18 protein-coding genes and 1 pseudogene are annotated in these 26,582 nt (G+C 55.4%); 9 read left to right on the top strand and 10 right to left on the bottom strand.

The window, feature by feature from the left end; translation table 11 throughout:
• Nucleotides 1-162: 162 nt before the first annotated feature.
• The gene (locus OSC10802_RS41520; RefSeq protein ID WP_017719301.1) at nucleotides 163-636 is read right to left on the bottom strand and encodes a pentapeptide repeat-containing protein; all 474 of its coding nucleotides are present in this window, start codon (nucleotides 634-636) and stop codon (nucleotides 163-165) included.
• Nucleotides 637-877: 241 nt separating this feature from the next.
• Complete coding sequence (locus OSC10802_RS0123905; protein WP_044171443.1) at nucleotides 878-4,489, bottom strand: WD40 domain-containing protein; 3,612 nt, start codon at nucleotides 4,487-4,489, stop codon at nucleotides 878-880.
• Nucleotides 4,490-4,811: 322 nt separating this feature from the next.
• Here OSC10802_RS0123905 and OSC10802_RS0123900 point away from each other — a divergent pair, with 322 nt between their 5' ends.
• Together OSC10802_RS0123900 and OSC10802_RS50880 are read left to right on the top strand one after the other, a co-directional pair.
• Nucleotides 4,812-5,033, top strand: coding sequence for a hypothetical protein (locus OSC10802_RS0123900; RefSeq protein WP_017719299.1), 222 nt, complete (start codon nucleotides 4,812-4,814; stop codon nucleotides 5,031-5,033).
• Nucleotides 5,034-5,201: 168 nt separating this feature from the next.
• Nucleotides 5,202-5,441 (top strand): hypothetical protein, encoded by a 240-nt coding sequence (locus OSC10802_RS50880; protein ID WP_155968303.1) that lies wholly within the window; start codon nucleotides 5,202-5,204, stop codon nucleotides 5,439-5,441.
• A 219-nt stretch (nucleotides 5,442-5,660) separates the two neighbouring features.
• On the opposite strand, the gene OSC10802_RS0123895 is transcribed toward OSC10802_RS50880, so the two are convergent.
• A complete protein-coding gene (locus OSC10802_RS0123895) occupies nucleotides 5,661-9,089 on the bottom strand; it encodes a WD40 domain-containing protein (RefSeq protein WP_017719297.1) in 3,429 nt (1,142 codons plus the stop codon).
• 206 nt (nucleotides 9,090-9,295) lie between these two features.
• Nucleotides 9,296-10,672: an AAA-like domain-containing protein gene (locus OSC10802_RS0123890; protein ID WP_026098751.1), complete on the bottom strand. Its 1,377-nt coding sequence runs from the start codon at nucleotides 10,670-10,672 to the stop codon at nucleotides 9,296-9,298.
• Nucleotides 10,673-11,070: 398 nt separating this feature from the next.
• Here OSC10802_RS0123890 and OSC10802_RS54775 point away from each other — a divergent pair, with 398 nt between their 5' ends.
• Nucleotides 11,071-11,340: a hypothetical protein gene (locus OSC10802_RS54775; RefSeq protein WP_017719295.1), complete on the top strand. Its 270-nt coding sequence runs from the start codon at nucleotides 11,071-11,073 to the stop codon at nucleotides 11,338-11,340.
• 219 nt (nucleotides 11,341-11,559) lie between these two features.
• The gene (locus OSC10802_RS0123880) at nucleotides 11,560-11,925 is read left to right on the top strand and encodes a hypothetical protein (RefSeq protein ID WP_026098750.1); all 366 of its coding nucleotides are present in this window, start codon (nucleotides 11,560-11,562) and stop codon (nucleotides 11,923-11,925) included.
• Between the two features lie 952 nt (nucleotides 11,926-12,877).
• Here the strand turns inward: OSC10802_RS0123880 and OSC10802_RS0123870 are convergent.
• The 3 genes from OSC10802_RS0123870 to OSC10802_RS0123855 form a co-directional block, all read right to left on the bottom strand.
• Entirely contained in the window at nucleotides 12,878-13,696 is an 819-nt protein-coding gene (locus OSC10802_RS0123870) for a LapA family protein (RefSeq protein WP_155968301.1), read from the bottom strand.
• Nucleotides 13,697-14,248: 552 nt separating this feature from the next.
• A complete protein-coding gene (locus tag OSC10802_RS0123860; protein ID WP_026098749.1) occupies nucleotides 14,249-14,845 on the bottom strand; it encodes a flavin prenyltransferase UbiX in 597 nt (198 codons plus the stop codon).
• A gap of 162 nt (nucleotides 14,846-15,007) precedes the next feature.
• Entirely contained in the window at nucleotides 15,008-17,314 is a 2,307-nt protein-coding gene (locus tag OSC10802_RS0123855) for a ribonuclease R family protein (protein ID WP_017719289.1), read from the bottom strand.
• Between the two features lie 69 nt (nucleotides 17,315-17,383).
• Between OSC10802_RS0123855 and OSC10802_RS50875 the strand changes: the two genes are divergently transcribed.
• Complete coding sequence (locus OSC10802_RS50875; protein WP_155968299.1) at nucleotides 17,384-17,578, top strand: hypothetical protein; 195 nt, start codon at nucleotides 17,384-17,386, stop codon at nucleotides 17,576-17,578.
• Between the two features lie 1,180 nt (nucleotides 17,579-18,758).
• Nucleotides 18,759-19,625: a slr1353 family protein gene (locus OSC10802_RS0123845; protein WP_017719287.1), complete on the top strand. Its 867-nt coding sequence runs from the start codon at nucleotides 18,759-18,761 to the stop codon at nucleotides 19,623-19,625.
• Nucleotides 19,626-19,695: 70 nt separating this feature from the next.
• On the opposite strand, the pseudogene clpP reads toward OSC10802_RS0123845, so the two are convergent.
• Nucleotides 19,696-20,300 (bottom strand): annotated as a pseudogene (gene clpP / locus OSC10802_RS41515) (ATP-dependent Clp endopeptidase proteolytic subunit ClpP).
• Nucleotides 20,301-20,469: 169 nt separating this feature from the next.
• Here clpP and OSC10802_RS47860 point away from each other — a divergent pair.
• Nucleotides 20,470-20,787, top strand: a complete 318-nt coding sequence (locus OSC10802_RS47860) for a hypothetical protein (protein WP_017719286.1) — start codon at nucleotides 20,470-20,472, stop codon at nucleotides 20,785-20,787.
• Nucleotides 20,788-20,922: 135 nt separating this feature from the next.
• Here the strand turns inward: OSC10802_RS47860 and OSC10802_RS56680 are convergent, their stop codons facing one another.
• Together OSC10802_RS56680 and OSC10802_RS0123825 are read right to left on the bottom strand one after the other, a co-directional pair.
• On the bottom strand, nucleotides 20,923-21,060 hold the full coding sequence (locus OSC10802_RS56680; protein ID WP_017719285.1) for a hypothetical protein: 138 nt from the start codon (nucleotides 21,058-21,060) through the stop codon (nucleotides 20,923-20,925).
• A gap of 707 nt (nucleotides 21,061-21,767) precedes the next feature.
• A complete protein-coding gene (locus tag OSC10802_RS0123825) occupies nucleotides 21,768-22,061 on the bottom strand; it encodes a hypothetical protein (RefSeq protein WP_017719284.1) in 294 nt (97 codons plus the stop codon).
• A 287-nt stretch (nucleotides 22,062-22,348) separates the two neighbouring features.
• Between OSC10802_RS0123825 and OSC10802_RS0123815 the strand changes: the two genes are divergently transcribed.
• Both OSC10802_RS0123815 and OSC10802_RS0123810 read left to right on the top strand, forming a co-directional pair.
• Nucleotides 22,349-23,686, top strand: coding sequence for an AAA-like domain-containing protein (locus tag OSC10802_RS0123815; RefSeq protein WP_017719282.1), 1,338 nt, complete (start codon nucleotides 22,349-22,351; stop codon nucleotides 23,684-23,686).
• A 162-nt stretch (nucleotides 23,687-23,848) separates the two neighbouring features.
• A complete protein-coding gene (locus tag OSC10802_RS0123810; RefSeq protein ID WP_017719281.1) occupies nucleotides 23,849-26,581 on the top strand; it encodes an AAA-like domain-containing protein in 2,733 nt (910 codons plus the stop codon).
• Nucleotide 26,582: the final 1 nt, after the last annotated feature.

Below are 26,582 nucleotides of genomic sequence, written 5' to 3'. Positions count from 1 at the left end.
TCATGCCAGATGGAAGTATCAGAAATGATGGCTGTAGCGATATGTGAGAGGTAGAGCCTGTCCGGCAGGAATAGCTACAGCCTACTTTCTTGCGTTACTGCTTGAAAAGCCGGCGGACAGGAAGGGGTTCGCTATCAGCCTTCATATTGACTCCCTCTATTTTTAAATGTCGTCGCTCCTAATACTCCCATCCGGCATGGTGGTGTTCCGGTATATGGCATTATGGTATCCGAATTTCTTGGCATCCGTCAGGTTAGCATTGGTGAGGTCAGCACCATCAAATACAGCAGCTTCAAGATCAGCATTAGTAAGGTTAGCGCCAATAAGGAGAGCGTTCTCCAGGTTGGATGCATACAAAGTCACATTAGTGAGGTCGGCAGCACTGAAGTTTGCACCCTCGAAACTAGCCGGACTCAAACAGGCATTTTTCAAATTAGCGCCACTGAAGTTAGTGCCAATCATCTCCCCACCGTCCAAGTTAGCCCATTCTAAATTAGCACCCACTAGGTAGGCCCCGCTGAAGTCAGTACCTTGTAACCAAGCATTACTCAGGTTAATTCCTCTCAAGTCGGCACCTGTCAGGTTAGCATCTCTCAGGTCACGCCTTTCGGAGAAATCACGGTGCAAACCCAACATTCGCTGATGCAGGTGATTTCTGAGCGGTTTACTAAATAGGCAGTCAGGTAACAGTAAGTGGCAAAGAAACCGGGTTTCTGAATTAAGGGTTCGGGTTAGAGACAGCGTTAGTCGCAGAAACCCGGTTTCTGGAAGGGCAAAGAAACCGGGTTTCTGAATTAAGGGTTCGTGCCGGAGGCAAAAGTTGTCGCAGAAACCCGGTTTCTGGGTTTCTGGAGGAGCTGAGATTCCCACACCCCCATCACTCGCAAACCCGCAATTTTTCCCGCATTTCCGGATGACCGGCAAAGTAATCCCCCAACCACTCGCACCCCCTTTTTAGCAATTCCTCCAAAGTTTCCGCGCGCCACAGCCTCGCGGTGCCGTCAGGAGAGCCGGTGGCCACAAAACGCCCGTCGGGACTGAAACAGACAGTCTCCACCGGCCCTTGATGTCCCCGGAACTCCGCGATCAGATTCCCCGACAAGTCCCACAGCCTCGCCGTGCGGTCAGCGGAGCCGGTGGCCACAAAGCGCCCGTCAGCGCTGATGCAGACGCTCTTAACGGGTCCGTGATGGCCTTTGAGGGCGATCTCGCTCCCCGACAAATTCCACAGCTTTGCAGTGCGATCGTCTGAGCCGGTGGCGATAAACTGGCTATCGGGGCTGAAACACACACTTTTCACCGGCCCTTGATGTCCGTGGAATACCGCGATTGGGCTCCCCGAAAGCTCCCACAGCCGCAAGGTGCCGTCATCGGAGGCAGTGGCCAACAAGCGCCCGTCGGGACTGATGCAGACACTCTTCACCCAGTCCTCATGTCCGGTGAACTCCGCTATTGGCTTCCCGGACAAGTCCCACAGCCGTGCGGTGCGGTCATGGGAGCCGGTGGCCAAAAAGCGCCCGTCGCTGCTGATGCAGACACTCTTCACCCAGTCCTCATGTCCGCTGAATTCGGCGATCTGCTTTCCCGACAAGTCCCACAGCTTTGCCGTGCGGTCGTCGGAGCCGGTGGCCAAAAAGCGCCCGTCGGGGCTGAAACACACACTTTCCACCGGCCCCTGATGGGCTCTGAATGCGCCAACCTGCTTCCCCGACAAGTCCCACAGGCGGACGCTGCGGTCGTCTGAAGCTGTCGCGACTGACTGGCTGTCGGGACTGAAACACACACTTTCCACCGGCTCCCGATGCCCCCTGAGGACAATCTGCTTCGCCGACAAGTCCCACAGCCGTGCCGTGCGGTCCAGGGAGCCGGTGGCCAACAAGCGCCCGTCGGGACTGAAGCACACACTGGTTACCGCGTCCTGATGTCCTGTGAGGATGGCTGCGATCTGGTTCCCGGAAGCGTTCCCCCCTTGCCCCCCTTTGCTCAGAGGCGGCAACTTCCACACCTGCGCCGTGCGATCGCGGGAGCCGGTGGCCAAGAAACGCCCATCGGGACTGAAACACACACTCCAGACCGGCCCCTGATGTCCTTTTAATTCCGCAATCAGGTTCCCCGACAAGTCCCAAACCCTGACGGTGCGGTCGGATGAGCCGCTGGCGACAAACTGGCTGTCGGGGCTGAAGCAGACACTCCACACCTCGTCCTGATGTCCTTTTAATTCCACGATCAGGTTTCCCGACAAGTCCCACAGACGCACGGTGCGGTCAGCTGAGCCGGTGGCCAGAAAGCGCCGGTTGGGGCTGATGCTGACACTCCAGAGGGTGTCCTGATGTCCTTTGACGGTTATCTGCTTTCCCGACATATTCCACAGCCGTGCCGTGCCGTCATCAAAGCCGATGGCCAGAAAACGCCCGTCGCGGCAGAAGCACAGACTGGTGATGGGCTCCGGATGCTCTCTGATGGCCAGCGGGTTCCCCGACAAGTCCCACAGCCGCACCGTGCCGTCATAGGAGCCGGTGGCCAGAAACTTGCCATTGGGGTTGAAGCACGCACTCGTCACCCAGTCCTTGTGTCCTTTGAGGGTAATCTGATTTCCCAACAAGTCCCACAGCCGCACCGTGCCGTCATGGGAGCCGGTGGCCAAAAAGCGCCCGTCGGGGCTGAAGCAGACACTCTCTACTGGCCCGTGATGGCCGGTGAATTGATTTCGCTCTCGGATATCGTTTAAAATCACTTGCAAGGCGAGCAGCGGACTCGTGGCGGGATATTCCTGAACTGGGGAACCTTCTAGCTGCAGTTCCAGCAAAGCTTGCCCCGCTTGCATGGCTGTCAGCAAGGCTTTTATCTGCCCGCTCCCGGACTCAAACTCTCGCAGCGCCATCAGACCGGCACGCTCTATTTTGGTGCCTTCCTTAGCTACTTTGTGAGCCTGTTGGAGCAATTCCTCGCTTTGCTGTTTCGCCTCCGCTAAAAGCTGTTTGACTTGCCGGTTCGCCTCTAACTCTTTTTCCACCTGAAGTTCCGCTTCCTGCTGGCTGGCAGAGAGGAAAGCCTCATCCTCAGCGCTCAAGTTTTTCCCGGCTCCCCACGCCAGCGCTTCCTGCAAAGCCTCCCCCCGCAGCAGCCGCGATTTATCCTGCCGGTTGGAGGCGAGCCAAGCGGCGATTGCTTCCCTGTACGGGCGCAGGTTGGCTAATTCCTGCCCCACCCAATCGAGGTTAAACACAGCTGCGTATATGGGGTTATAAAGCTGCAAATAGCTATCTTTTTTCACCGCTAAACCCGACAGCCGCAATTCCGTTTGTTCTGGACTGCCATCCGCCGGCACCCCTGCGGCTCCCCCGCCGCTATGGAGGGGGTGACAGTATTGCCCTTCTGTGATAAAAAGAAGTTGAGTGTCTCGCTCCCCCTGACTGAGAGCGGCTTGAGGGGATTTGAGAATAAGCTGGCACACTCCCAGAAGTCTGCCGGCAAGTTGCTCATTGCGCAGCAGGCGATCTCGAATCGTTCGCAAATGTTCGGGAGCGTCGTGGGATTCCCAATCGTCAATAATGTGCCTTCGCACCAATTGGGCAACCCACTCCGCCTCCACCGAAGCCGCCGCCTCGATTTCCAGGAGGGAGACGGTTTGGGATTCTCCCCCTCTCGCCTTGTGCGGGCGGTGAGGGGGTGAGGGGGAAGTGCTGATAATCTCACACAACTTCTGGGTGAGAAACGGTTGCCCGCCCGTCCATTTTAAGACCTCTTCTAAAACCCTGTCGGGATTCTCTGCTTTATGTGCCAATCCTGGAGTTAGGGATGGCTTCGCTTCTTCTAGGGTGAAGCCGGTGAGCTCGATGGCGCGACCGATATTAAACGGCGTCCGCTCCCGATCCGCAATCAAATCTGCCGGTGTTGCTACCCCCAGCAGGCAAAAGGTGAGCCGGTTATAGGCGGGATTTTCCGCACGCTTATTATAGCAGGCGCGGATGAAGGCAAAAAAGTCATCCTTAAAAGGAATTTTGAGACAATTTTCGATGTCGTCGATAAAAATCACAAGGTTGCCCCCCTCGTCCCCAGTTTCCGCCTGGGGAGGAAAGGGGAAGTAAGGGGGGATATTCGCAAAAATTACATCCTCGAACAGCTGGCGCAAACGCTGCACCGGCGGCAAAAAATCGCGATCCTCCCACCAGGCTTTAAAATCCACCTCCCCGGAGAGGTGCAAACCGTCCAGTAACTCAGAGGCAATTCCCGCATACCATTTTTCTGCATCCAGAGCATCGCTGCCGAGAAGGGTGAGAGCAATAGAAGCGCAGGCTGTGCCTTCCGATAGCAGCTTTTTCATCGCTCTCACCCGCAAGCTAGACTTGCCCATCTGTCGGGAGTTCAGCACATAGCAAAACTCGCCGGCCTTTAACGCATTATACAGGTCCGAGTCCGCTCGCCGCACGACATAGGTGAGGTCATGAGAATCTAAACTGCCCCCGACTTTATATTGGTATACTGACATTGCAGCTAACTCCTCAACGCTCATTAACCTCATCAACCTCGCTCCCCCGCAGTCCCGGCGAGCGACAGCGCCCGGCCAAAATCCTTGGGGCACTAGCAGCCGGCACCGCCGGCAGAGGATACGAGACTGAGCCCCGTTACAAGCATTCCCAGGCAGAGCCTGAAAACGAGCAAACCCTTCCCCACACCGGCAGGTGGGGTGATGCTAACCGTATCTTTAAATCATATCGCGGGAATCAGTAGCGGCGGGTTAATCAATATCCTTTAATATCAGATCGAGTTGATTAACCGCAATTCGGAGAGCAATGCCAGCGTGATGCCCAATGCCCAATTCAACCGAACTGGATATAAAACCCAGCGACATTCCTCGCGATATCGCCCCTATCGCGCTCAGTCTCATGCCCAAGGCGAGCGCGAAAATAGAGCCGGCAGAACAGATGTTTGCTGTCGGGGCGGGTTTATACAAATCCTCCCTAAGGCAGATACATGGCTCGCGAACCCGCCACCGGCAAGGCGAGGGCAAAAAGAGAGCCGGTGCGCGCTAGAAGGGGGATTGAAACTTTTTCCACTCATCGAAAACCCCCTCTCGCTCCCCCTCCCCATACAAGGGGAGGGGGTTGGGGGGTGGGGTTCTCTATACCACAAATGTGGGACGCCAAAAATAGAGCCGGTGGGGAGTTCATCTCGGAGCGCTCCAGTCTCGTTACCGCACAATGAATCGCATACTGTCTGACTCGCACCGGCACATTCTATCCAATTTCACTGCTTCAGTCAAGCTCACAAACTGTCGCGGCTGCCAACTTGGCATGTTCCTGGAGATCCGGCAGGAGTGCCGGTGGGCGAGCTCAAGCGCCGGCACCGGCGGTTGCATCTGGCATTTCAGGGAATCCCGTAACGGCGCGCAAGGCGCTCGGAAAGTTCCAGCCGCACCCGATAAGCTCTTGCGCATTTAATTTGCGCTATTTATCTCTATCTTTTCGTTTTTATGCTTTGCTTTAAATCATTCTGCAAATTCTATCTGTTTTAATAGTAAGCAGATTAAAAGCATAAAGTTTTCAGTAGAGCAGTAGCCATTTAGGTGACGACGTAGGACAGGCGTCTCGCCTGTCCCTATCCCTACTAGCAAGTCAGATGCCTTGTCCTAACTGACTGTCTGTTGCTATATCACACCATCACCGGCACACCTCCAATTTATCCTGAGGTTGACTGACAAAATAATCCTGCAACCACCGGCAGCCAGTTTCCAGCAAAGCGTCTAATTCTCCACCCACCGGCTTCACCAGCCAAAGGCGCGCCGAACCGTCAGCCGAAGCCGTAGCCAGAGACTTGCCATCCGGACTAAAACTCACACCCAACACCCACAGCTGATTGCCCTCAAATCGAGCCAGCTCCTTCCCCGACAAATCCCAAAGGCGTGCCGAACCGTCAGCCGAAGCCGTAGCCACATACTTCCCATCCGGGCTAAAACTGACACCAAACACCGCGCCATTGTGCCCCTTAAATTCCCCGCGCTGCTTCCCAGATAAATCCCACAGCTTTGCCGTGCCGTCATCAGAAGCCGTAGCGACATATTTGCCATCCGGGCTAAAACTCACGCCAAAAACCGCACCGTAATGCCCTTTAAATTCCGCCAGCAGCTTGCCAGATAAATCCCAAAGCTTTGCCGTACCGTCATCAGAAGCCGTAGCGAGATACTTGCCATCCCGGCTAAAACTAGCACGCCACACCAGCGCCGGGTGCGCATGAAATTCAGCCAGCTTGTTTCCAGATAAATCCCACAGCCTGACCTTGCCGTCCAAAGAAGTCGTAGAAATCAGATCTCCCTCAGGGCTAAAACACGCACTTGTCACCCAGCCCCCATGTCCTTTGAACTCCCTGAGCAGTTTCCCAGATAAATCCCAAAGGCGCGCCGAACCGTCAGCCGAAGCCGTAGCGATGCGCTTGCCATCGGGGCTAAAACTCACACCCCACAGCCGCCCCTTATGCCCTTTAAATTCTGCTAGCTGCTTCCGCTTTAAATCCCACAGCTTTGCCACACCGTCAGCAGAAGCCGTAGCGAGCATGTTGCCATCCGGACTGAAACTCACACCGAACACCAAATCCCGGTGCGCTTTAAATTCAGCTAGCTGCTTCCTGTCTGTGTCCCAAAGCTTTGCCGTACCGTCAGCAGAAGCCGTAGCGAGCATCTTGCCATCAGGGCTAAAACTCACACTCCCAACTGTACCCCCATGCCCCTGAAATTTCGCGAGTTCCGTCCCATCCAAATCCCACAGCCGCGCCGTACCGTCAGCAGAAGCCGTAGCGACGCGCTCCCCATTCGGGCTAAAAGTTACACTCAACACCCAGGGCTGATTTCCTTTTAATTCCACCAGCAGCTTTCCAGATAAATCCCACAGGCGTGCTTTGCCGTCAGTGGAAGCCGTAGCGATCAGGTGACCTTTAGGGCTAAAACTCACACTCCACACCCAGCCCTGATGCGCTTGGAATTCTTTGAGCAGCTTCCCAGACAAATCCCACAGCCGCACTTTGCCGTCATCAGAAGCCGTGGCAATGCGCTTGCCATTCCGACTGAAACTCACACTCAACACAACGCCCTGATTCACTTTGAATTCCGTTATTTGCTTTCCAGACAAATCCCACAGCTTTGCCGTGCCGTCAGCAGAAGCCGTGGCGATGCGCTGGCTATCCGGGCTAAAACTCACACTCCCAACCGAATCCTTATGCCCTTTAAATTCCCTTAGCAGCTTCCCAGACAAATCCCACAGCCGCGCTTTACCATCAGCCGAAGCCGTAGCGAGATATTTCCCATCCGGGCTAAAACTCACACCCCACACCGCGCTATTATGCCCTTTGAATTCGGCGACCGGCTTTCCTTGTAAATCCCACAGCCGCGCCGTTTTGTCTCTGGACGCCGTGGCGATGTGTTTGCCATCCGGGCTAAAACTCACACTCGTCACCGCGCCGGCATGCCCGTGGAATTGATTTCGCTCTCGGATCCGGTCTAAAATCTCCCCCAAAGCGAAAGTCGCTGGATCGTTTTCCCTGCCGGCACCCTCTGGCTCCAGCTTTTGCAAAGCTTGCCCCGCCCGCATTGCGGTCATTAAAGCTTCTATTTCCCCCCTCCCAGACTCAAACTGTCGCAGCGCCCCCACACTTTTGCTGCTTTCGCGGGCGACTTGAAATTGCTTGTTGGCTTGCTTGGCTCCCATGACTGCAAACCCAAGCCAAATTAACGACAGCAACAGCACAGCCCGCCCAATGCGAATCCTCAGATTTGCTTTCTTATTCGCCTTATCCAATATCTGGCGCGCCTTTTTTTCAGCCGCCAAAGCGACTTGAACCTCTCGTTTGGCCAGGTCTTGGCTAGCCGCTAGAAACTGATAGTCCTCATCGCTCAAGCTCTCTTCCAAAGCCCATTCCAGCGCCTTGTCCAACTCCTGCCCGCGCAATAGACTGGTTTCATCCTCTCGTTTAGAAGCGAGCCAAGCCGCAATCTGTTCGCTGTACGGGCGCAGAGCGGCTAGCTCCTCCTCCACCCAATTCAGGTTGAAAACATTTTCGTAAATGCGGTTGTAAACTTTCAATTTGCCCTGGTTTTTGACTACCAGCCCCGACAGGCGCAATTCGACTTGCTCGGGAGTGTCTTCAGAGGCAATCTCGCCGTCTTGCAAGATTTGCCGGTAAAGTCCCAGCAACCTGACTGCGCGCTGCTCGTTGCTGAGGAGGCGATTTCTAATGGTTCGCAAATGTTCTGGATCGTCTTGGGCTTCCCAGTTCTCCAAGATGTGGGTTTGAACTAACTGCTCGATATCAGGATTTTCGGTTTCGGCATTGCGCACAACCAGTTTGCACAGCTTCTGCGTGAGAAAAGGCTGTCCTCCCGTCCAGTTCAAAATTTCTTGTAAAACCATTTCGGGATTCTCTACCGTCTCTGCCAGTCCTTGAATTAACGATAGCTTGGCGGACTCGAACTGAAAGCCGATCAGCTCAATCCCCCCACCAATGTTAAACGGCGTCCGCTGTTTGTCTTCTATCAAGTCCTGGGGCGTGCAAACCCCCAGCAGGCAAAAGGTGAGGCGATTGAATTCTGGATTTTCCGCCCGCCGGTTGTAGCAAGAGCGGAGCAAAGCAAAGAAGTCATCGGTGGGGAATCTCAAGCTGATCACGCTATCGATTTCATCGATAAATATTACAATATTTTCCGAGAATTCAGCCAGCACCACGTCTTCGATAAACTCACTCAAGCGCTGCACCGGCGGCAGCAACTCCCGCTCCCGCCACCACGTCTTGAAATCCACTTTCCTTAAGAGACTGAACCCCCGCAACAGCTCAGAGACAATCCCGCCATACCACTTTTCTGGATCGGGGATATCCCTGCCGATTTGCGTCATGTCGATGGAAGCGCATTTCATCCCTTCGTTTTTCAGCTTTCGCATCATTTGCACCCGCAGCGAAGACTTGCCCATCTGCCGCGAGTTCAGCACATAACAGAACTCCCCAGCCTTCAGCTGGTCATAGAGGTCAGAGTCCGCTTGCCTCACCACATAGGTGGGGTGCTGGTACTCCAGACTGCCCCCGACTTGATATTTATAACCTGACATTAAACCCGCTCCTCAACCTTCATTTTTACCTCCCACCTATTTTAACCTCATTTCCAGTGGTAGGGTGCGTTTTCCCTTTGGGAAAACGCACCCTACTGTCAGGGCGAGGGGCCTCACTCAATCCATCAAACGCAATATACCGCCCCTCTCCCCTGGCCGGCGGGGAGAGGGGTGAGGGGCCTGACTCCCCGCTACCCCGTGGCAGATCAGCCCTCATCGCCCAAGCGCTCCCAAAAATACTGCCGGTACAGCTCGCATCTCGGAGAGATCTGGTTCCCCTGGCGCTTAATCAGCCCCATCGCGTCTAACTTGTACGCCTGTATCGTCTCCAAGCGTACGGGTTCAGCCGAAGTAACAACCTGTTTGAGCGCCGCCGCCAGTTCGGGATGTTCTTTGAGCGTCACCAGGTGCCGGCGCAAATGCTCGCTGTAGATTCCAGCATCTGTGGGAGCGTCTTGCAACAGCTGCCCGAGGGTGACACTCCCATCCGCAAGGTTATACAGCGCCAGCCGCACCAGATAGGGGTGTCCGCCCACCATTTCCAGCAAGGGCGCAAAACCTTTCTCCCCAACCAGATCCGCCCCATCCAGCCCGTGACGCTGCGCCAAATTCTCCACCTGCTCCAGGGTAAAATCTGTCAGTTTCACCGGCAGCCCCACATTAAACGGCGACTGGTGGATATCTAATTTCCCGTAATATTCAGTAGAGTGCACCACCACCATCCGCAGCTTTTCCCATATCTCCCGATTCTTCGCCTCCTCATGCCAGCTGCGCAGCATCGGCAGAAATTCTTCAGCTATTTCTGGGTACTGAAAAACCCGATCCACTTCATCCAGCGCCAAAACTATCGGACTGTCTATTTGCTCCAGAATGTGCGCTTCAAAATATGTCGTGCAGCTGAGGATGCTGCCCCGGTCCTCATCCCAGTAATCATTCAGCTGAGCGGGGATATCCAGTTTCTGGCTGACATAAGAACAGAACCAGCGCAAAAATTTATCCAGGTTGCTAAACACCGCCTTCTCGGCTTGCAGCAGATTCAGCCGTACTGTTTGATATCCTTGCTTTTTCGCCCGCTCCAGAATCCGGTACAGCAGGGACGTTTTGCCCATCTGCTTGGGCGATTTAATGCAGATGAGCGCCCCCGCCCCCACAATCGCTTCGTAACACTCCGATTCGATGGGACTGCGCCCGACATAAAACGGAGAGTCCACGGCCACCGGCCCCTCTGGAAATTCCAGCTTAGCCGCCGGCGGGGCTTTTTGCCGGTGCGGCTGTGTGCCCGCTCCCCCGCGCAGTCGCCCCGGGCGCTGGGAAGGCGCGTACCGCCATTTTCGCTCCAGCGCTGTCCGAAAATTCGTTTTGCTGACCTCTTCCCCTAACGCCTTAGAAAGTGTCTTCCAGAACTTGTGGCCAACTGTTCGCTGGAGGTAATTGGCAGCATACTCAGTAATCTCCGCCATCTCTTCATAGGTCTGATTCTCCCAAGACCCCCGAAGGATAGCCATCTCAACATCAGTGATGTGTCTCCCTTCACTCGCCAAAACTGCCGCATCTGCTACTCTCACTGCTTCTTCAAAATTCATCGTTTTTTCTACCATATAGCCTAAGTTTTTCAAATATTGAAGGTTGAGCACATCTCGCCACGTCTTAATAAGTATTATATCAAGCTGTCACGCCTCACAACCGAACTGTCACCCTTTAGGGGTTTCAGGGGCGCGGGGGAGCAGGCACTTGTGGCGCGCTCTCCTGCAGGATGCCTGTGACGCCCACCGGCGCAGGGGCGTCGCCAGCCCCGCCGGCAACCTGCCGCAGAGGGGCAGCGATATCAAGGAACCTTGCGGCAACAGGCCAGTGTCCGGGGTGTGGGGGCTCACCCCACGTCGGGGAGCTTTGGATATTAGTAGGGGCGGATCTCACCCGAAATGTTTGCGGCCCGCCCGAAACATGTTCGGAAACCCGCCCCCAGGTGGGCTGAGCCTGAATGTTGGCAGCCCGCCTGAAGCCTGTTCGGATACCCGCCCCCGCCCCTACCCCTACCGGACTGGATTTATCCGCTGCAGCGCAGGAGAGAAAGAATGACCGGCAATTGGCGGGACACGACTTGCAGCCAGGCAGCAAGTTGGGCCAGCAATTCCGCCCCCGCACAGGGACGCTTTTTACCACAGAAGCAATATTTTGTCAAGACTTGGCTGGCAAGTTTGCCAGCTGTCACACACACAGCAGCACGGTTGGCGGGCTAAGTAATAGTTGAGAGCGTCCGCAAATAGCAACTCCCCTGTTTCCACTATTTAAAGTGTCAGCCATCGGACTGTGGTGCCGAAATAGTAGTTCAAAGTAGTAATAGGTTGAGCGCGAAAGCTCCCCGGGCAGAAAATTTACTTCTTTTCCGGACGGGCGCAGTCGCTTAAAGTATTAATAAGAATCAGGTAACAGCCCTACGTCACACACGTTACTCCCTTTGGAGGGTGCCATGTACTACTTAATCCTCAACGATCGCAATCCCGAACTCAAAGACCTCTTTCCCCAAGGGGTGCCGGCCTATGGCCCAGCTCCTGATGAGTTCGTAGAAATCTATGACAGCTATACCTGGGAGCTGATTGACATTCAACCGGCGTTCCGAGTCAACCTCAAAGGCTTGACAAAAGATGAGGAGTTGCAGCTCTTCAACCGCTACGCCTCGATTATGAATGACCCCCACTTCATCCAAAACTCCTTCAGATTGCTGGAAAAGAACTTGGAGCCGGTGCCAGCGGATTGTGTGGAATTGGTCGCGTGGCGTGAGGGGAAAAAAGTCTTTTGCTTTGAATGTGACAAAACCCCCGCAGTCTTGGGATGAATCCAGCACGCACCCCTCACGGAACAATCAGCTGGCTCCCGCGACTCAGCCAGCTCCTCTCCCGTGCCGGTTCCGGCGACAGGAATTGTCTGAGGTTGGGCATTGGTCATTGGGCATCATCGCATTGGGCATCATCGCATTGGGCATCATCGCATTGGGTATTGGGTTAATTCTCAGCTTTTCTCCCCACCCCTGACCCCCACCCCTGACCCCTAACCCTCACCCCTCACCCCTCACCCCTAACATCGGCGTTCGGGCACTGGGCATTGGTCACTGAATTGCGCTAGTTCAACGACATGGTATAAGCGCGGAAAAACTCGCCGGCGGCACTGTCAATTTTTTGGCCAGCCTTCCGTAAAGTATACAAGCGTATAACGTATGCTTGCCATCGATTCTCAAACTATATAAAAGCTGCAATAACAAGGTTTCTGCTATGTTTATCTAGCGTTAATCAGCTATTTTCCGGTGGCACTGTTATTGAAAAAATATCGTGGGGCCCCCTTCTGCAATGCCGGCGCTCTTCGGAAACGATCGGCAGGTGGGCCGGGACGCTGTGGGCTATCCCTCGCTATCCCCTGCCAGGCTCTGTCTGGGAGCGCCCCAAGGGATGCTCTGCCTTGAAAAGGTTCGTAGTTGGGCTTTAGCCCTACCGGATCTCCCGCTGCCGGCCAAGTTTTCATCGGTGGCGGTGTGCGCAGTTCATGCTGACTGCCTCGTTTCAAGGGACAAGCAGCATTCTTAGCCGAACAGCTTATTAGATCCGGGCGGACTCCAGTTGGAGCAGCCGGCGCAGCAATACCGGCACGTCAGGACTTGCGCAGGCGGTTGGGGGCGAGCGTCTCTCAGGAAACGGTTAAGTCCAGTCGGGTGGGGCACGCCGCTCCGTCAGGAGCATCGCGTCGCCGGCGTGCTATTGCCTTTTGCCTGAATCGCGCCGGCTCCCCTGATGCCTCTAGCCCCAGTCCCAGTCGTCATTCTGATTGCCCTTGCTTTCCCAGTCATCCTCCTCAGCTTTTGGCTGCTGCTGTGGCGATTTGATCACCCGGTAGTCCGCATCGTAAACCGACTCAGTTCTTCCCACCCCAGACTGACTCGGCTCCCGGTAGCTGTAAGAATAGATCGTGCCAGACCAAGAACTCGCTGTCGGTTCCTGCTTGACTTCGTAGGTTGCGCTCCCTGTTTCTGGCTCCCGCTCAGCCCTTGCCTGAGCTTGGCGCTCCTCCTCCTCCCACTCTTGATAAAAAGAGTCGTCATCCACAACCGGCGGCTCGCGATCTTCTCTGTCCTCTGAACTATAGCCAGCCGGCTCTGAGTCGTTTTCCCGATCCAGCGAGCTTGGCGTCCGATCCACCGGCTCCTCTTCATCCCGCCACTGGGAAGCTGCAGCAGTCGCAGAAGCCGCAGCGAAACCCGCAGCGCCACCGGCGGCAGCCGCCCCCAAATTGCTCGGCCAGCTAGAAGCGGGCTGTTGCGGTGCCGGTTCGCGGCGGGGCTCGCCGGCATACTCGCGGCGCGGCAGGGGGGGAGCTTCCCGCCGGCGGGCTGGCAGCTGTTGCTCAAACAGATAATTCGACAGTCGGAACAAACCGGCAATCGCTTCCTCGGTCAGCACCCCCGCCGCCACAGCGAGTAAAACCCACACAGACAGCGGTAGCGCCACCGATTGCGCCCCCAGAAACACCAGCGGCAGCACCGGCGACAAATTTTGCGCCGCAAAAATAGCCAGCCCTCCCGCTACCGCAACCAGCAGCCAAATGCGAAATTCACGCACAGTCAAGCCTCCTTAGTGCTGAATGTTGAGTGCTGAGTTTTTAATGTATCTCCTATCCGTCTACCCCCTGGATTTGCAGCATATTTAATTTGCATATTTAATACCCATTTCGTCTCGCATTATTCCTCTTTTAACGTCTTTTACGAGGCTCTGCCCCAAGAGTCTTTAGGAAGATTAAAAGCGTAAAATCTTAGATCCAGGCGGTTGCAGCCACAGGATTTTTGCCTGTGGGCCTGTACCGGACTTCAGCAGTGGGCACGGAGTTGATATAATCTCAATTTGAGATAGAGAAGATTTTTTCCTGTGGCTGAAAAAGCTTTCCTGCCGTTTTTTAAAATCCCAAATCTGGGCATCTAAAATCCAAAATTGATAGAATCTCAAGCCCGCTGGCACCCTTATGGCTTGCGCAGGGGCGGGCTCACCCCAGAAAACTGCCGGAAATCCAGGATGTTAGTAACCCGCCCCTACTTGCAGGACGCGCCGGTCGCGTCTCCCCACAATAGCGTCCCTGCCGAACAGGATCTAACCAGTCGCCGAGCCCCCAGCCAACATTCAGTGCCCCTCCCACCGGCGGATGGGGATGCAGTCAATGTCTAGCTGGTCGAAAGCCCGAGCCACCACAAAATCCACCAAATCCTCAACAGTCTTGGGGTGGTGATACCAAGCGGGAATTGCCGGGACAATCCGGGCACCCGCTTCTGCCAGAGCGGTCAAATTGCGCAGGTGAATCAAGCTGAAAGGCGTTTCACGGGGCACTATAACCAGTTTACGTCCTTCCTTGAGCTGCACGTCAGCCGCTCGTTCGAGCAAGTCAGAACTCAAACCGGCAGCCAGCTTCGCCACCGTACTCATGCTTGCTGGAATCACAACCATCCCCAAAGTCCGGAACGAGCCGCTGGCGATATTAGCGCCCACATCCTGCCAGGAGTGACAGCGCAGCTTGCCTGCCGTGACATCGCCAGCTTGCTGACGCCAGAATTCCTCCTGGGCGCTAGGGTCAGCTGGCATGCGGATATTGAGCTCAGCCTGCCAGACCATATAAGCGGACTTAGAGGCTACCAGCTCAACAGTGTAGTCTGAGAGCAGCAGAAACCTGACAGCTCGCAGCGCATAGATCAGTCCCGACGCCCCTGAAACGCCCACAATCAGGGGACGTACCGGCGCGTTAGCTCTGAGTGGCGGGGGAGTTGTGACTGGTGAGTCCTGGTTGTCTGGCCGGTCGCCGGTGGCGGGATTGCTGGTCACGGATTCTGACACCTCACGGTAAAGCTTTCTCACAGGTCACATCGCACGGAGTGCGGCAGCCATTTTTTAGGGCTCGTCTTCCAAATGAGGGTTGAAAAGGGATGGGGGTGCGATGTCATCCTCATCACCATTGGTGGCTTCGCTGCCGCCACCAACAGCAACCAGGTCAATTTGCTGGCGGTAGTAATCCACACTCTTAACTTGGACTTCCACGCGGTCGCCGAGCCGGTACTGCTTGCGGTTCTTGCGGCCCACGAGAGTTTGCTGGCGGGAGCGATACTCGTACCAGTCATCCTTAAGCGACGATACGTGCACCAGCCCTTCCACCATCAGCTCCTCAATTTCTACAAAGAACCCGTAGGACTGCACGCCGGTAATCAGCCCCGAGAAGGTTTCGCCGGTGCGCTCCTTCATCGCCGCAGCTTTCTTCAGGCCGGTCAGGTCCGCCTCTGCCTCTTGCGCCACCTTTTCGCGGTCGCCCAAGTGGCCGGCAGCGGAAGCCAGCAGCTCCTCCAGCTCGTGCTGCACCTCAGGTGGCAGGACGTTCCAGTTAATTTGGCCCTTTGCGCTGCTGTGGCGCAGGTTGACGCGCTCCTTCACCCGAGTGGTGCGGCGGTCGCGCCCGTGCTCAAACACCGCATGCAGCACCCGCTGCAGCAGCAAATCGGCGTAGCGCTGCACCGGCGAAGTGCAGTGAGTGTAGCCGCTAGTTAGGGCGAGGCCAAAGTGAAGTCCGGGCGTGCTGCTGTAGACAGCCGGCTTGAGCGTTTCTTGCAGCAGGTAGGTGAGGACGCGCTCCGACTTCGACCCGGCAAACAGCATGGCAAACCGCTGGTAATCTTGGGGATTGACATCTTCCTCTTCGTCGAGCTCCAGGTTCATTCCCAGATTGCCCGCCAGCTTGATTAGCTCTTGGACATCTTCGATGTCCGGTTTTGGCTGAATCCGGTAGATTCCCGGCACAGCCAGCGCTTGCAAGTGGGATGCTACGAGCTGGTTGGCCAGGACGATCAGCTCCCTGACCATCGTGCCGGCACTGGGGCGCGACGAGGTAGCTATCACCCCCAGCGGACCCTCATCGTCAAAGGGAGACAGGTTGCTGGCGTACTGGGTGGCCGGCAGATTCAGTTCCACCGCTCCGCGCAGCTGCCGGATGCGGGCGACCGCCTGCGAGACGGCCAGCATTTGGTCAAGAACCGGAGCCAGTGCCGAGGTTTGACTGCGGTCGAGAATCGCCTGAGCGTCCGAAAGCGACAGCAGGTGGTCCACAGCGATCACGCTCGGCTGGATCTCGTACTCTACCACTTGCCCGGAGGAGTTGAGCGCGATTATCACCGATATCGCTAGCCGCTCTTCCCCCGGCAGCAGAGAGCAGCGGTCTTCTGACAGGCTCTCTGGCAGCAGCGGCACCCAAGTGTCTCCCAGAAATACCGCCGTGCCGCGCTTGCGGGCTTCCCGCTCCATTGGCGAGTCGGCAGGCACGTAGTAGGCCACATCCGCAATGTGAACCATCAGCCGCAACAGCCCCCGCTTCGGCACCTCCAGGCTGAAGGCGTGCTCTGCGCACTTGGCTAGGCTTGCTTTGTGGCTGATAGCGAAGGTGAGCGTTCCCCGCAGGTCGAGCCGGTCTTTGTATTCCGTTTTGCGCAGCCCTTTGGGATAGCCCTTAGCGACCTTCAGCACCGCTTCCGGAAACGAGCGCGGGATGTCGTGCTTGCAGCAAACGATATCCAGGTCGTTCGCCTCTTCGGCATCGCTGCCGAGAATCTGCGCCACTTTGCCCAGCGGCGGATTCGAGCCCAGGGCGTAGCGCAGGACTTCTACATGGACTAGGTAATCGTTTGCCTCTTCCAGGTTCTGGCCATTTGGCTGCAGGTCGAGCTCAAACAGCAGCCGGTCGTCCAAGGGCACCGCCTTGTAGACCGCTCGTCCCGTCGGGGTTTTGACTTGCTTGAGCCGCGCCAGCACGCTCGGATTGGCTCGCTCCAGGATCAGCCGCACTTCCCCTTCTGGGCTGCGCCGGCGGCTGCCTTCTTTGATGATTTTTACCAGCACGCGATCGCCATTCCATGCATTGGAGAGATGGCACTCCCGGATGTAAATATCCTCCGACCCTTCCACCTCCTGAATCGCGAAGCAGAACCCTTTGCTGCTGCAGCGGAGTTTCGCTTCCACGACCCCTTCTTCAAACACCCGCCGATACTTGCCGCGCTCCTTGACTAAAATGCCAATTTTCTCTAGAGCGTCGAGGGCAATCTGAAATTGGCGCAGGCTGGTTTTGTCCTGGCAACCCAGTTTTTTTTCCAAAACCTTTGGCGCAACCAACTTGTCATCCGTAAAATTTGCTAGTAGTGTAGCGATTGAAAATTCCATGCAGCGCTCAATCCTTATCGATTCTATTCGGCTATAACACCTGCGTGCGATGTCACCCCACCAAGGCGCGTGAATGCTGGTGGTGCCACCGATTACACTTCCGTAGCGATCTGGCACAAGCGGACAGCGCGTGATGCCAGCGTCCGCACTCTGCCTTTCGGGCGAAACTCCCCCGAAATCGTCAGTGATTCTCCCAACGTGCTGGTACGATGCTCCTACGGAGCCGCAACGCTTACGCCCTCGCCAATGGCAATCCAGGCTTGAGCCAGACTCAGGACCGTCAGCACAGCTGTTTGGGCATCCGCGTTACATCTGGCGGCTACCGACCCTGAGTGCGCCAGAGCCCTCAAGCCGGCACCGCCTCAGCCAACACATTGATGCCGCCCAAGGGCGGGAGCGATGCCGGTGTGACATGCGAGTCGCTAAAAGCGTGAGTGCCCCAGCACAGGACTAATGCTGGCAATTTTACACTCTGCGGTGCAGCGCTTGCGCAACCGCCCTGAAACAGCCGAGGTTTAGCGGTGGGGTGCACAGAGCGCTTGGAGCACTCAAGGGTGACCGAGGCCTTCTGTAATCTTTTTCCTATTTTAGTTTTAGCGCGTACTTTTGGAACATTGTTTTTTTGTGTACTATACTTAACGAGAGCGATTGAGGGGGCGTCTTATGCTGCCTGCCTTGATTGAGCGCTGAAACAGGCTGTGCGGCTGCCGGTGCCCTACAGGAGCCAACGCCGCGCTGTCGCCTAAAGGCGGCGCACCCGTTAGGCATCGCTCCCGCTCCTCCGGCTCACCCAGATAACCGTTCCGCTCGCTTCGCGGGCGGATCTGCTGCGAGCTGCATTACTCCCCTGACGAGATCAATGCTTGTGGCTCCCTGTCAAGAACACCATCGAAGCAACCTGCCGCAGTTCCAGATCGGATTGGGAAAAATTAATTCGTTCAAGAGCCGGTGCCCCGCCAGGAGAGCGTGCATTTGCTCTCGACTCTCTCCCGATTGGGCAAATCTATCCAACTAACCGGTAAAAATCCCCGCGCTCCGATTGCCCAAGCTCCCCCTCTCTATAACCGCACAGCTCCCTTTCGGCTCTGATTTGTGCCAGCGCCCGAGGCAAGGAAAAGCGCCCGTGCTTCTGACTTCTCTGTTTTTAACCCGCAAGGCAATCAGCCTCCCCGAGACGCAACAGAAACCCACCAGAGCCCCCCAATCCCGTCTATTTTGAATCTGCGGACTGCTGCCGGCTGCCTCGCCACTCTTAAATCTCAACTCTAAAATATCAAAAGGAGCGTCTCTATTTTCTAAAGCTACTGAACCCATGCGCAGAAGTGCCGATTTTTTCTCTTCTCTCTACCCCCTCTTGAGGCTGCGCGGATTTTGGCTTTAGTGAGACGCTCCCCCTCCCCTCCACTTCGCCCCTGAGGGCGCTAATGTTTTTTTCGCAAATCCCATGTTTGATCAATTTAGAGATCGCTATTCCACCGGCTGCTTAATTTCTGAGTTAGTTACCATTTATCAGGGGAAATATGTCGTCCGCGCCCTCGTTACCGTCGAGGGGGCCACTCTGGCCTCCGGGCTAGCGGCAGCAGAAACCCTGGAACAGGCAGAAGACCAAGCCCGAATTCGGGCTTTGGCGGTCTTGGGAATTCTCCCGAACGCCGCCGAAAAAATGTCCGCACTCACGGGATCGCACACCCCCGCCTTGCCCGTTCAGCCGCAGGTGAAGTCTTCCTTCCAGCTGGAAAAAAGCTTCTCGGCAGATCCTCTAGGGGGCCGATCTTCGGGCGGAACGCAAAAAACGTCGCCCCCCGCTGGTTCGGCACAGAAGAGCCCGCTCACCTCGCCCGCAGTCTCGCCGGCTGCACCTGCGCCACCACCGCCAGCGACTGACAATTGGTACTCCTCCGCTGACCCCACTCGCCTCTGGGTTCCGCCAGCTAGCGGCCCTGACTTCAGCGAGTCGCTGCCTTTCACGGACATGGAAACGGCCCTGACTGGCGAGCCATCTGACCTCTCTGACGCCCTGGCTAAAATCGAGGTGACACTCAAGCGCTTGCGGGTGAGTTCCAAACAGGAGCAAGACTTTTTGGAGCGCACCTACGGCAAGTCAGAACTGGCGCTTCTCGACGAAACCGAAGTTCAGCAATTCCTGGAGTATCTGGAAGTTTACGACAAAACCTCTGACGAAATCAACCGTCTGGGTTGGCGGCCCGATGAGGGAAAAGCTTACCTGCAGAAAGCCTATGGCAAGGAAGGTCGCATACAGCTGACCCGCGAACAGCTCGACGAATTCCTTAAATACCTGAAAACCCAGTAGATTCTGCACCGGCCCGGCGTTTAGATTGGCGCAACCGCCCCCAGTCTAAACTCCGGGCATCCCCCACCGGCTAGGCCACCGCTACCGGTCGTTTGGCAGAGGGCCGCCGGTCAATCACCTGATCGATCAGGCCGTACTCCCTCGCTTCCTCTGCCGACATGTAGAAATCCCGTTCCGTATCTTCGGCAATCCGCTCCAGAGGCTGGCCGGTGTGGGCGGCCAGATACTCATTCAGGCGGCGCTTGTGGTATAATATTTCTTTGGCCTGAATTTCAATATCTGTAGCCTGACCCTGAGCCCCACCTAGCGGTTGGTGAATCATCATCCGGGAATGGGGCAGGCTCATGCGCTTGCCCTTGGTGCCGGCGCTGAGCAAGAAAGCTCCCATACTGGCCGCTAGCCCGACGCAAATCGTGGAAACGTCCGGGCGGATATGGTTCATCGTATCAAAAATGCCCATGCCGGCAGTCACCGAGCCGCCGGGAGAGTTGATGTAGAGGTAGATGTCTTTTCCGGATCGTCCGCCTCAAGAAACAGCAGCTGAGCCACAATCAAGTTCGCCACCTCGGAATCAATCGCCTGTCCGAGGAAGACGATGCGCTCGCGCAGCAGGCGAGAGTAGATATCAAAGGCGCGTTCGCCCCGACCGGACTGTTCAATAACGATAGGAATCATGGAAGCTGCCTGTTGACGCAATTTTTCTTAATTATTACCGATTCCCAGGAGCAATCCCCCGACCTTGGCCCGCCAAAGGGCGGTAGAGTTTTCCGGAACGTCCCGGTTGTGCCTGCGCAGCCCAAATAATGCCACAATGCTTTCAGCAGGGGGTCGGAGGAGAAGATTTTTGGCCGGCGGAATCCCGAAAACGGGATTGAAATTTCCCGACGCTTTTGCCGCCAATCGCCCGACTGTCTCTGAAACAGGAGGCAACCCCAGCTTAAGCGCCGCCCTTGGCCGCCACCCCGCCGGCGAAACAGCTGCCGGTGGGGCCAACACAAGAGAGTGCGCGGTTTTCCCGACTGGCTGCGATCGTCCCACAAAGGGCTGCATTCCGGTCGCTGCGGCGCAGGAGCTAACAAACCGGCGAAAAACTGTAGTGCTGCCAAGTAAGGATACAGAAATTTCGCTCACTCCTGCAAAGATAGGCTATAATGATGGATAACATACCAAATTTTCCCAATATGATTCGACGAGAGTTCCTTAGGAAATGCCAGAGTGTTTCTGACTAACCTAGACAGTCGTTGCCTCCGAGTATTGTTAACCCGTTCTATATAGGAAGTCTTGCCGGTTTCTTTGCCTACTGCTTTGTGCCGGCTTTAAGGAAAAACTCTAGAATAAGCGGGACAAAAATCTGTAGAACTAATAGCTCATTGGCGATAACCTGGTGGGAGAGAATCCCAAATATCTTTAGCACCGGCTTCATCTCTGCTGCCAATATATACTCCTACACTCATTCATAAAATTCAACTTTTCTGGCGTGGGACAACTATAGCAGTATGCACTTAGGTTAGGACATTAGACCTTCAGGGGGGGCGGGACGCCTGCCCTACGTCTATATAGCAGTAAGCATTTAGGAACCCTACATTCCGGCCTCCCTTGCTCCAGAGCTCCCGAAGCTTCTATTGTTCTAACCAATATGACTGCTGCTATACCATTCTAGCACGCCTGTCCTTACTTGGGATTGGCCATCAGCTACATGGGGCCTGATAAATCCGGGCGCAAATGCTTCGCCCCTACTGTTATAGCAGTATGCACTTAGGTTAGGACATTAGACCTTCAGGGGGGGCGGGACGCCTGCCCTACGTCTATATAGCAGTAAGCATTTAGGAACGCTACATTCCGGCTCCCTTGCTCCAGAGCTCCCGAAGCTTCTATTGTTCTAACCAATATGACTGCTGCTATATCCCTCTTTTGTCAAACAGGGGTGAAAGCCGGATCTGTCGTTGCCTGAAATAGCGCAAATTCGTCAAATTGCCTCAAAGTGACAGAAGAGGGATAGGTTAGGACGTAGGACAGGCGTCGCGCTGTAGGCGCTTGCGCCCTGCTCAAGAGCGCATGCGCCGCTCCGCTTTAGCGCTAGCGGCTGCGCTAGCAGCTACGCCTGTCCCTATCCTTACTATGTATATTGCTATCCCTGACTGCCTATTTAGTAAACCGCTCAGAAATCACCTGCATCAGCGAATGTTGGGTTTGCACCGTGATTTCTCCGAAAGGCGTGGTAATGTTGATGTTCAAGCCCTGCAGGAAGAAAATCAGGAGAAGTCCTGGTATCCCCCAGCGTCGCAACAGGGCGAGAATCTGCTTGTTGTTGAGTGCCGGTATCCTTGTGGGCATCTGTGATTCTTCTGGCTTTTCCTCTCCTGTAAAAATATTCTCCTCAGCGTCAGCGCCGGTGATAGCGTGTTTTTCTGTATTGTCTGTCTCGTAGAATTGCATCTGCTTGCACTCCTCTGTATAGTATTAAAATCTGCTCTGGGTGGGTGAGGCTCTTGTTTGCCCTTACTGTTATTCTTGCTTTGCCGGTCGGAAGCTGCAATTGGGAATTTGTCAGGAAACTAACCCGTAATGTCAGGCTGGAAGTGCGAGCCAAAATAGGGAAAAATCAGGTGGCGAGAGTCCGGGAAACCCAAAAAGTAAGAAAAAGTCAGGTTGAGCCGAAAACCCTTGACAAGCGAGGAGAGCTGTGATACTCTTGCGGGCAAGACAAAAGGGTGAGAGGTGTTATGGGTTCAGAATCAGACTTTACCTGGGAAGAAGCCTACGAAGTGGCCAATGCCGCAGTCTACAGCAAGACCGGCGAATACCTGACTGATATCGAGGTGATGGTACTTCGGGGAGCCTGGGATGGGTTAACGTATGAGAAGATAGCCCAAGAGGAAAGATATTCTGGTGGCTACCTCAATAAAGATGTAGGCCCGAAGTTATGGAAGAAGCTGTCGAAGGCGTTAGGAGAAAGTGTTGTTAAAGCCAATTTTAAGGAAGCGCTGAGGAGGGCATCTTGCAGAGATAGCCAAACCACACCGGCACCGGCAGATGTGCTAGAATTTCCAAATGGGCCGGTGCCGGAGGATTCGCCGTTTTATGTGGAGCGTTCGGACAGGGAAAGACGCTGTTATGAAGAAATTTTACAGCCGGGGGCGCTCATCTGCATCAAAGCGCCAAAGCTGATGGGAAAAACTTCTCTGTTAAACAGGATTCTCGCTCACGCCGGCAAGCAGGGATATAAAACCGTGAGCTTGAATCTGCGGGATGCGGATAAGGCAAAGTTTAGCAATCTCGATATTTTTTTGCGCTGGTTCAGCGCTTATGCCAGCTTGCGGATCAATCGCCCAATTCAGCTGGATGATTATTGGAGTGAAGCGACAATTGGCAGCATGCTGAGCTGCAAAACCTACTTTCAGTACCACCTGTTGCAGGGAATAGACAGCCCTATCGTCTTGGGGTTAGATGAAGTGGATTGTGTTTTTCAATATCCCCATATCTTCAATGACTTCTTTGCTATGCTGCGCAGCTGGCATGAGGAAGCCAAGATTCAAGATATCTGGAAAAACCTGCGAATGGTGGTGGTGCATTCCACTGAAGATTATGGTAAGCTAGATATCAGGCAATCGCCGTTTAATGTGGGGCTGCCGGTGGAGTTGCCTGAGTTTACCGCGCCACAGGTGCGGCATTTGGCGCGGCGTCACGGTTTGGATTGGACAGATGTGCCGGTGCAGCAGCTGATGCAAGTGGTGGGAGGGCACCCCTATCTCGTGCGGTTGGCACTTTATCATCTTGCGCGTCGGGATGTGACGCTGGAAGCATTGCTGCGAGATGCGCCAACCGATGCCGGCATTTATGAGGATCATCTGCGCCGGCACTTGGAGACGCTGCAACAGCATCCCAGACTGGCAGCAGCGCTGAAACAGGTTGTCAGCTTGACGGAACCGGTGAAATTAGATACCATGCAGGGGTATCAGTTAGACAGTATGGGCTTGATTCACCGGCAAGGGAATGATAGCACTCCAAGATGCGAACTGTACCGGCACTATTTCCGCAATCGTCTCCCGGATGAGACTTAAGCAACTCGTAGGGTGCGTTCCCTAAGAGGGAACGCACCCTACCCCTACTACAAACTATTTCCGCAATCATCTCCCGGATGAGACTTGAGTAACTCGTAGGGTGCGTTCCCTAAGAGGGAACGCACCCTACTACTACAAACTTAGGGAACGCACCCTACTACTATGTCAGTATATAAATACAAAATCGGGGGGAGTCTAGAGCTTAATGACCCAACCTATGTGGTGCGGCGAGCAGACTCTGACCTTTGTGAGGGGTTAAAAGCCGGCGAGTTTTGCTATGTGCTGAACTCCAGACAGATGGGCAAGTCGAGCTTGCGGGTGCGAACGATGAAAAACCTGCAAGCTCAAGAAGGGATAGCCTGCACTTCAATTGATATCACCGGCATTGGCAGCCAGTCTGTCACTCCAGAAAACTGGTATGGGGGAATTGCCTTTTCGCTGCTGGGCGGTTTCGCTCTTGTGGGCAGGATGAATATGAAGGCTTTTGAGGCTTGGTGGTGCGAGCGAGAGGTTTTGCCGCCGGTGCAGCGCTTGAACCTGTTTATCGAGGAGGTGCTGCTCTCATCATTATCGCACAACCTTATCATTTTTATCGACGAAATCGACAGTATCATCAAAATCCCGTTCAAGGATGACTTTTTTGCCTTCATCCGCGCGTGCTATAATAAGCGTGCGGACACTCCCGCCTACAACCGGCTCACCTTTTGCCTGCTGGGGGTAGCAACACCGGCAGATTTGATTGCAGACAAACAGCGCACCCCGTTTAATATCGGTCGCGCCATCGAACTCACCGGCTTCACCCTAGAGGAAGCCAGGGATTCCTTAACTCCCGGATTGGCAGAGAAGGCAGACAATCCCGAAAGGATTTTAGACGAAGTGCTACAATGGACGGGGGGGCAGCCCTTTCTCACCCAGAAGTTGTGCCAGCTGGTTGTTGAAAAAGCCAAAAATCGAAAGGCGAATATCGATAAGCTAGCGCAAACCCATATTATCAGCAATTGGGAATCCCAGGATGAGCCGGAGCATTTGCGGACCATTCGAGATCGCCTCCTGCGCAACGAGCAACGCGCCGGCTCCCTGCTGGGATTATACCAGCAAATCTGGCAGCGCGAGAAGATTGCCGGTGATGGCAGTCCGGAACAAACGGAATTGCGGCTTTCGGGATTAGTGGTTCAAAAAGATGGTCATTTGCAAGTTTACAACCGCATCTACCAGGAGGTTTTTAATCTCGATTGGGTGGAGCGGGAATTAGCCAAGCTGCGCCCGTACAGTGAAGCGATTAATGCTTGGCTATCCTCTGAGCGTAAGGATGAATCCCGGCTGCTTCGGGGGCGAGCCTTACAGGAAGCGCTGGACTGGGCGGCTGATAAAAACTTGAGCGGCGAGGATTATCAGTTCTTATCCGCAAGCCAAAAATTTGCCTTGGCAGAAGCAGAAAAGGCGAATCAAATCTTAGAGTCGGCCAACCTGGAAGCAGAAAGGCTGATGCGAGAAGCCAAGCAAGCTACCAAAATAGAACGTGCCGGTGTCAATGCGCTGCGAGAGTTTGAGGCTCAAGGCGGGCAAATAAAAGCCTTGCTGGCAGCGATGGAAGCGGGGCAATCCTTGCAAGCGCTGGTGCAAAATAAGAGCGAACTGCAAGAGTATCCCGCCACCAGTCCGCTGTTTTCCTTGCAGCAAATTCTCGACAAAATCCGAGAGCGAAATCAACTCACCGGACATCAGGGCGTGGTAACGAGTGTCTGCATCAGCCCCGACGGGCGCACTCTCGCCACCGGCTCAAATGACCGCACAGCGCGGCTGTGGGACTTGTCGGGAAACCAGATAGCCGAATTCACCGGACATCAGGGCCGGGTATGGAGTGTCTGCATCAGCCCCGACGGGCGCACTCTCGCCACCGGCTCAAATGACCGCACAGCGCGGCTGTGGGACTTGTCGGGAAACCAGATTGCCGAATTCAGAGGGCATCAGGACTGGGTAAGGAGTGTCTGCATCAGCCCCGACGGGCGCACTCTCGCTACCGGCTCAAATGACGGCACAGCGCGGCTGTGGGACTTGTCGGGAAAGCAGATTGCCGAATTCACCGGACATCACAGCGGGGTATGGAGTGTCTGCATCAGCCCCGACGGGCGCACTCTCGCCACCGGCTCAAATGACCGCACAGCGCGGCTGTGGGACTTGTCGGGAAACCAGATTGCCGAATTCAGAGGGCATCAGGACTGGGTAAGGAGTGTCTGCATCAGCCCCGACGGGCGCACTCTCGCCACCGGCTCAGATGACGGCACAGCGCGGCTGTGGGACTTGTCGGGAAACCAGATAGCCGAATTCAGAGGGCATCAGGACTGGGTATGGAGTGTCTGCATCAGCCCCGACGGGCGCACTCTCGCCACCGGCTCAAATGACGGCACAGCGCGGCTGTGGGACTTGTCGGGAAACCAGATAGCCGAATTCAGAGGACATCAGGGCTGGGTAAGGAGTGTCTGCATCAGCCCCGACGGGCGCACTCTCGCCACCGGCTCATCTGACGGCACAGCGCGGCTGTGGGACTTGTCGGGAAACCAGATTGCCGAATTCAGAGGGCATCAGGGCGGGGTAACGAGTGTCTGCATCAGCCCCGACGGGCGCACTCTCGCCACCGGCTCAAATGACGGCACAGCGCGGCTGTGGGACTTGTCGGGAAACCAGATAGCCGAATTCACCGGACATCAGGGCCGGGTATGGAGTGTCTGCATCAGCCCCGACGGGCGCACTCTCGCCACCGGCTCAAATGACCGCACAGCGCGGCTGTGGCGGGTGGAAAGCTTGGATGAATTGCTCGCCAGGGGCTGCGAGTGGCTGAAAGATTACCTCGCCAGCCATCCGGAGGCGCGGAAAAGACTGCGGGTTTGCGGTTAGC

Source organism: Kamptonema formosum PCC 10802, assembly GCF_000332335.1.
Taxonomy (GTDB): Bacteria; Cyanobacteriota; Cyanobacteriia; order Cyanobacteriales; family Oscillatoriaceae; genus Oscillatoria.
The sequence above is the reverse complement of the archived record's forward strand: the minus strand, read 5'-3'. Positions and strand labels throughout refer to the sequence as shown.

What these genes read in the sequence shown, in the direction of transcription:
- OSC10802_RS41520 (WP_017719301.1), bottom strand. Translation starts at nt 636, where the DNA reads ATGTTGGGTTTGCACCGTGATTTCTCCGAAAGGCGTGACCTGAGAGAT.
- OSC10802_RS0123905 (WP_044171443.1), bottom strand. Translation starts at nt 4,489, where the DNA reads ATGTCAGTATACCAATATAAAGTCGGGGGCAGTTTAGATTCTCATGAC.
- OSC10802_RS0123900 (WP_017719299.1), top strand. Translation starts at nt 4,812, where the DNA reads ATGCCCAATTCAACCGAACTGGATATAAAACCCAGCGACATTCCTCGC.
- OSC10802_RS50880 (WP_155968303.1), top strand. Translation starts at nt 5,202, where the DNA reads ATGAATCGCATACTGTCTGACTCGCACCGGCACATTCTATCCAATTTC.
- OSC10802_RS0123895 (WP_017719297.1), bottom strand. Translation starts at nt 9,089, where the DNA reads ATGTCAGGTTATAAATATCAAGTCGGGGGCAGTCTGGAGTACCAGCAC.
- OSC10802_RS0123890 (WP_026098751.1), bottom strand. Translation starts at nt 10,672, where the DNA reads ATGAATTTTGAAGAAGCAGTGAGAGTAGCAGATGCGGCAGTTTTGGCG.
- OSC10802_RS54775 (WP_017719295.1), top strand. Translation starts at nt 11,071, where the DNA reads ATGTTGGCAGCCCGCCTGAAGCCTGTTCGGATACCCGCCCCCGCCCCT.
- OSC10802_RS0123880 (WP_026098750.1), top strand. Translation starts at nt 11,560, where the DNA reads ATGTACTACTTAATCCTCAACGATCGCAATCCCGAACTCAAAGACCTC.
- OSC10802_RS0123855 (WP_017719289.1), bottom strand. Translation starts at nt 17,314, where the DNA reads ATGGAATTTTCAATCGCTACACTACTAGCAAATTTTACGGATGACAAG.
- OSC10802_RS0123845 (WP_017719287.1), top strand. Translation starts at nt 18,759, where the DNA reads ATGTTTGATCAATTTAGAGATCGCTATTCCACCGGCTGCTTAATTTCT.
- OSC10802_RS0123825 (WP_017719284.1), bottom strand. Translation starts at nt 22,061, where the DNA reads ATGCAATTCTACGAGACAGACAATACAGAAAAACACGCTATCACCGGC.
- OSC10802_RS0123815 (WP_017719282.1), top strand. Translation starts at nt 22,349, where the DNA reads ATGGGTTCAGAATCAGACTTTACCTGGGAAGAAGCCTACGAAGTGGCC.
- OSC10802_RS0123810 (WP_017719281.1), top strand. Translation starts at nt 23,849, where the DNA reads ATGTCAGTATATAAATACAAAATCGGGGGGAGTCTAGAGCTTAATGAC.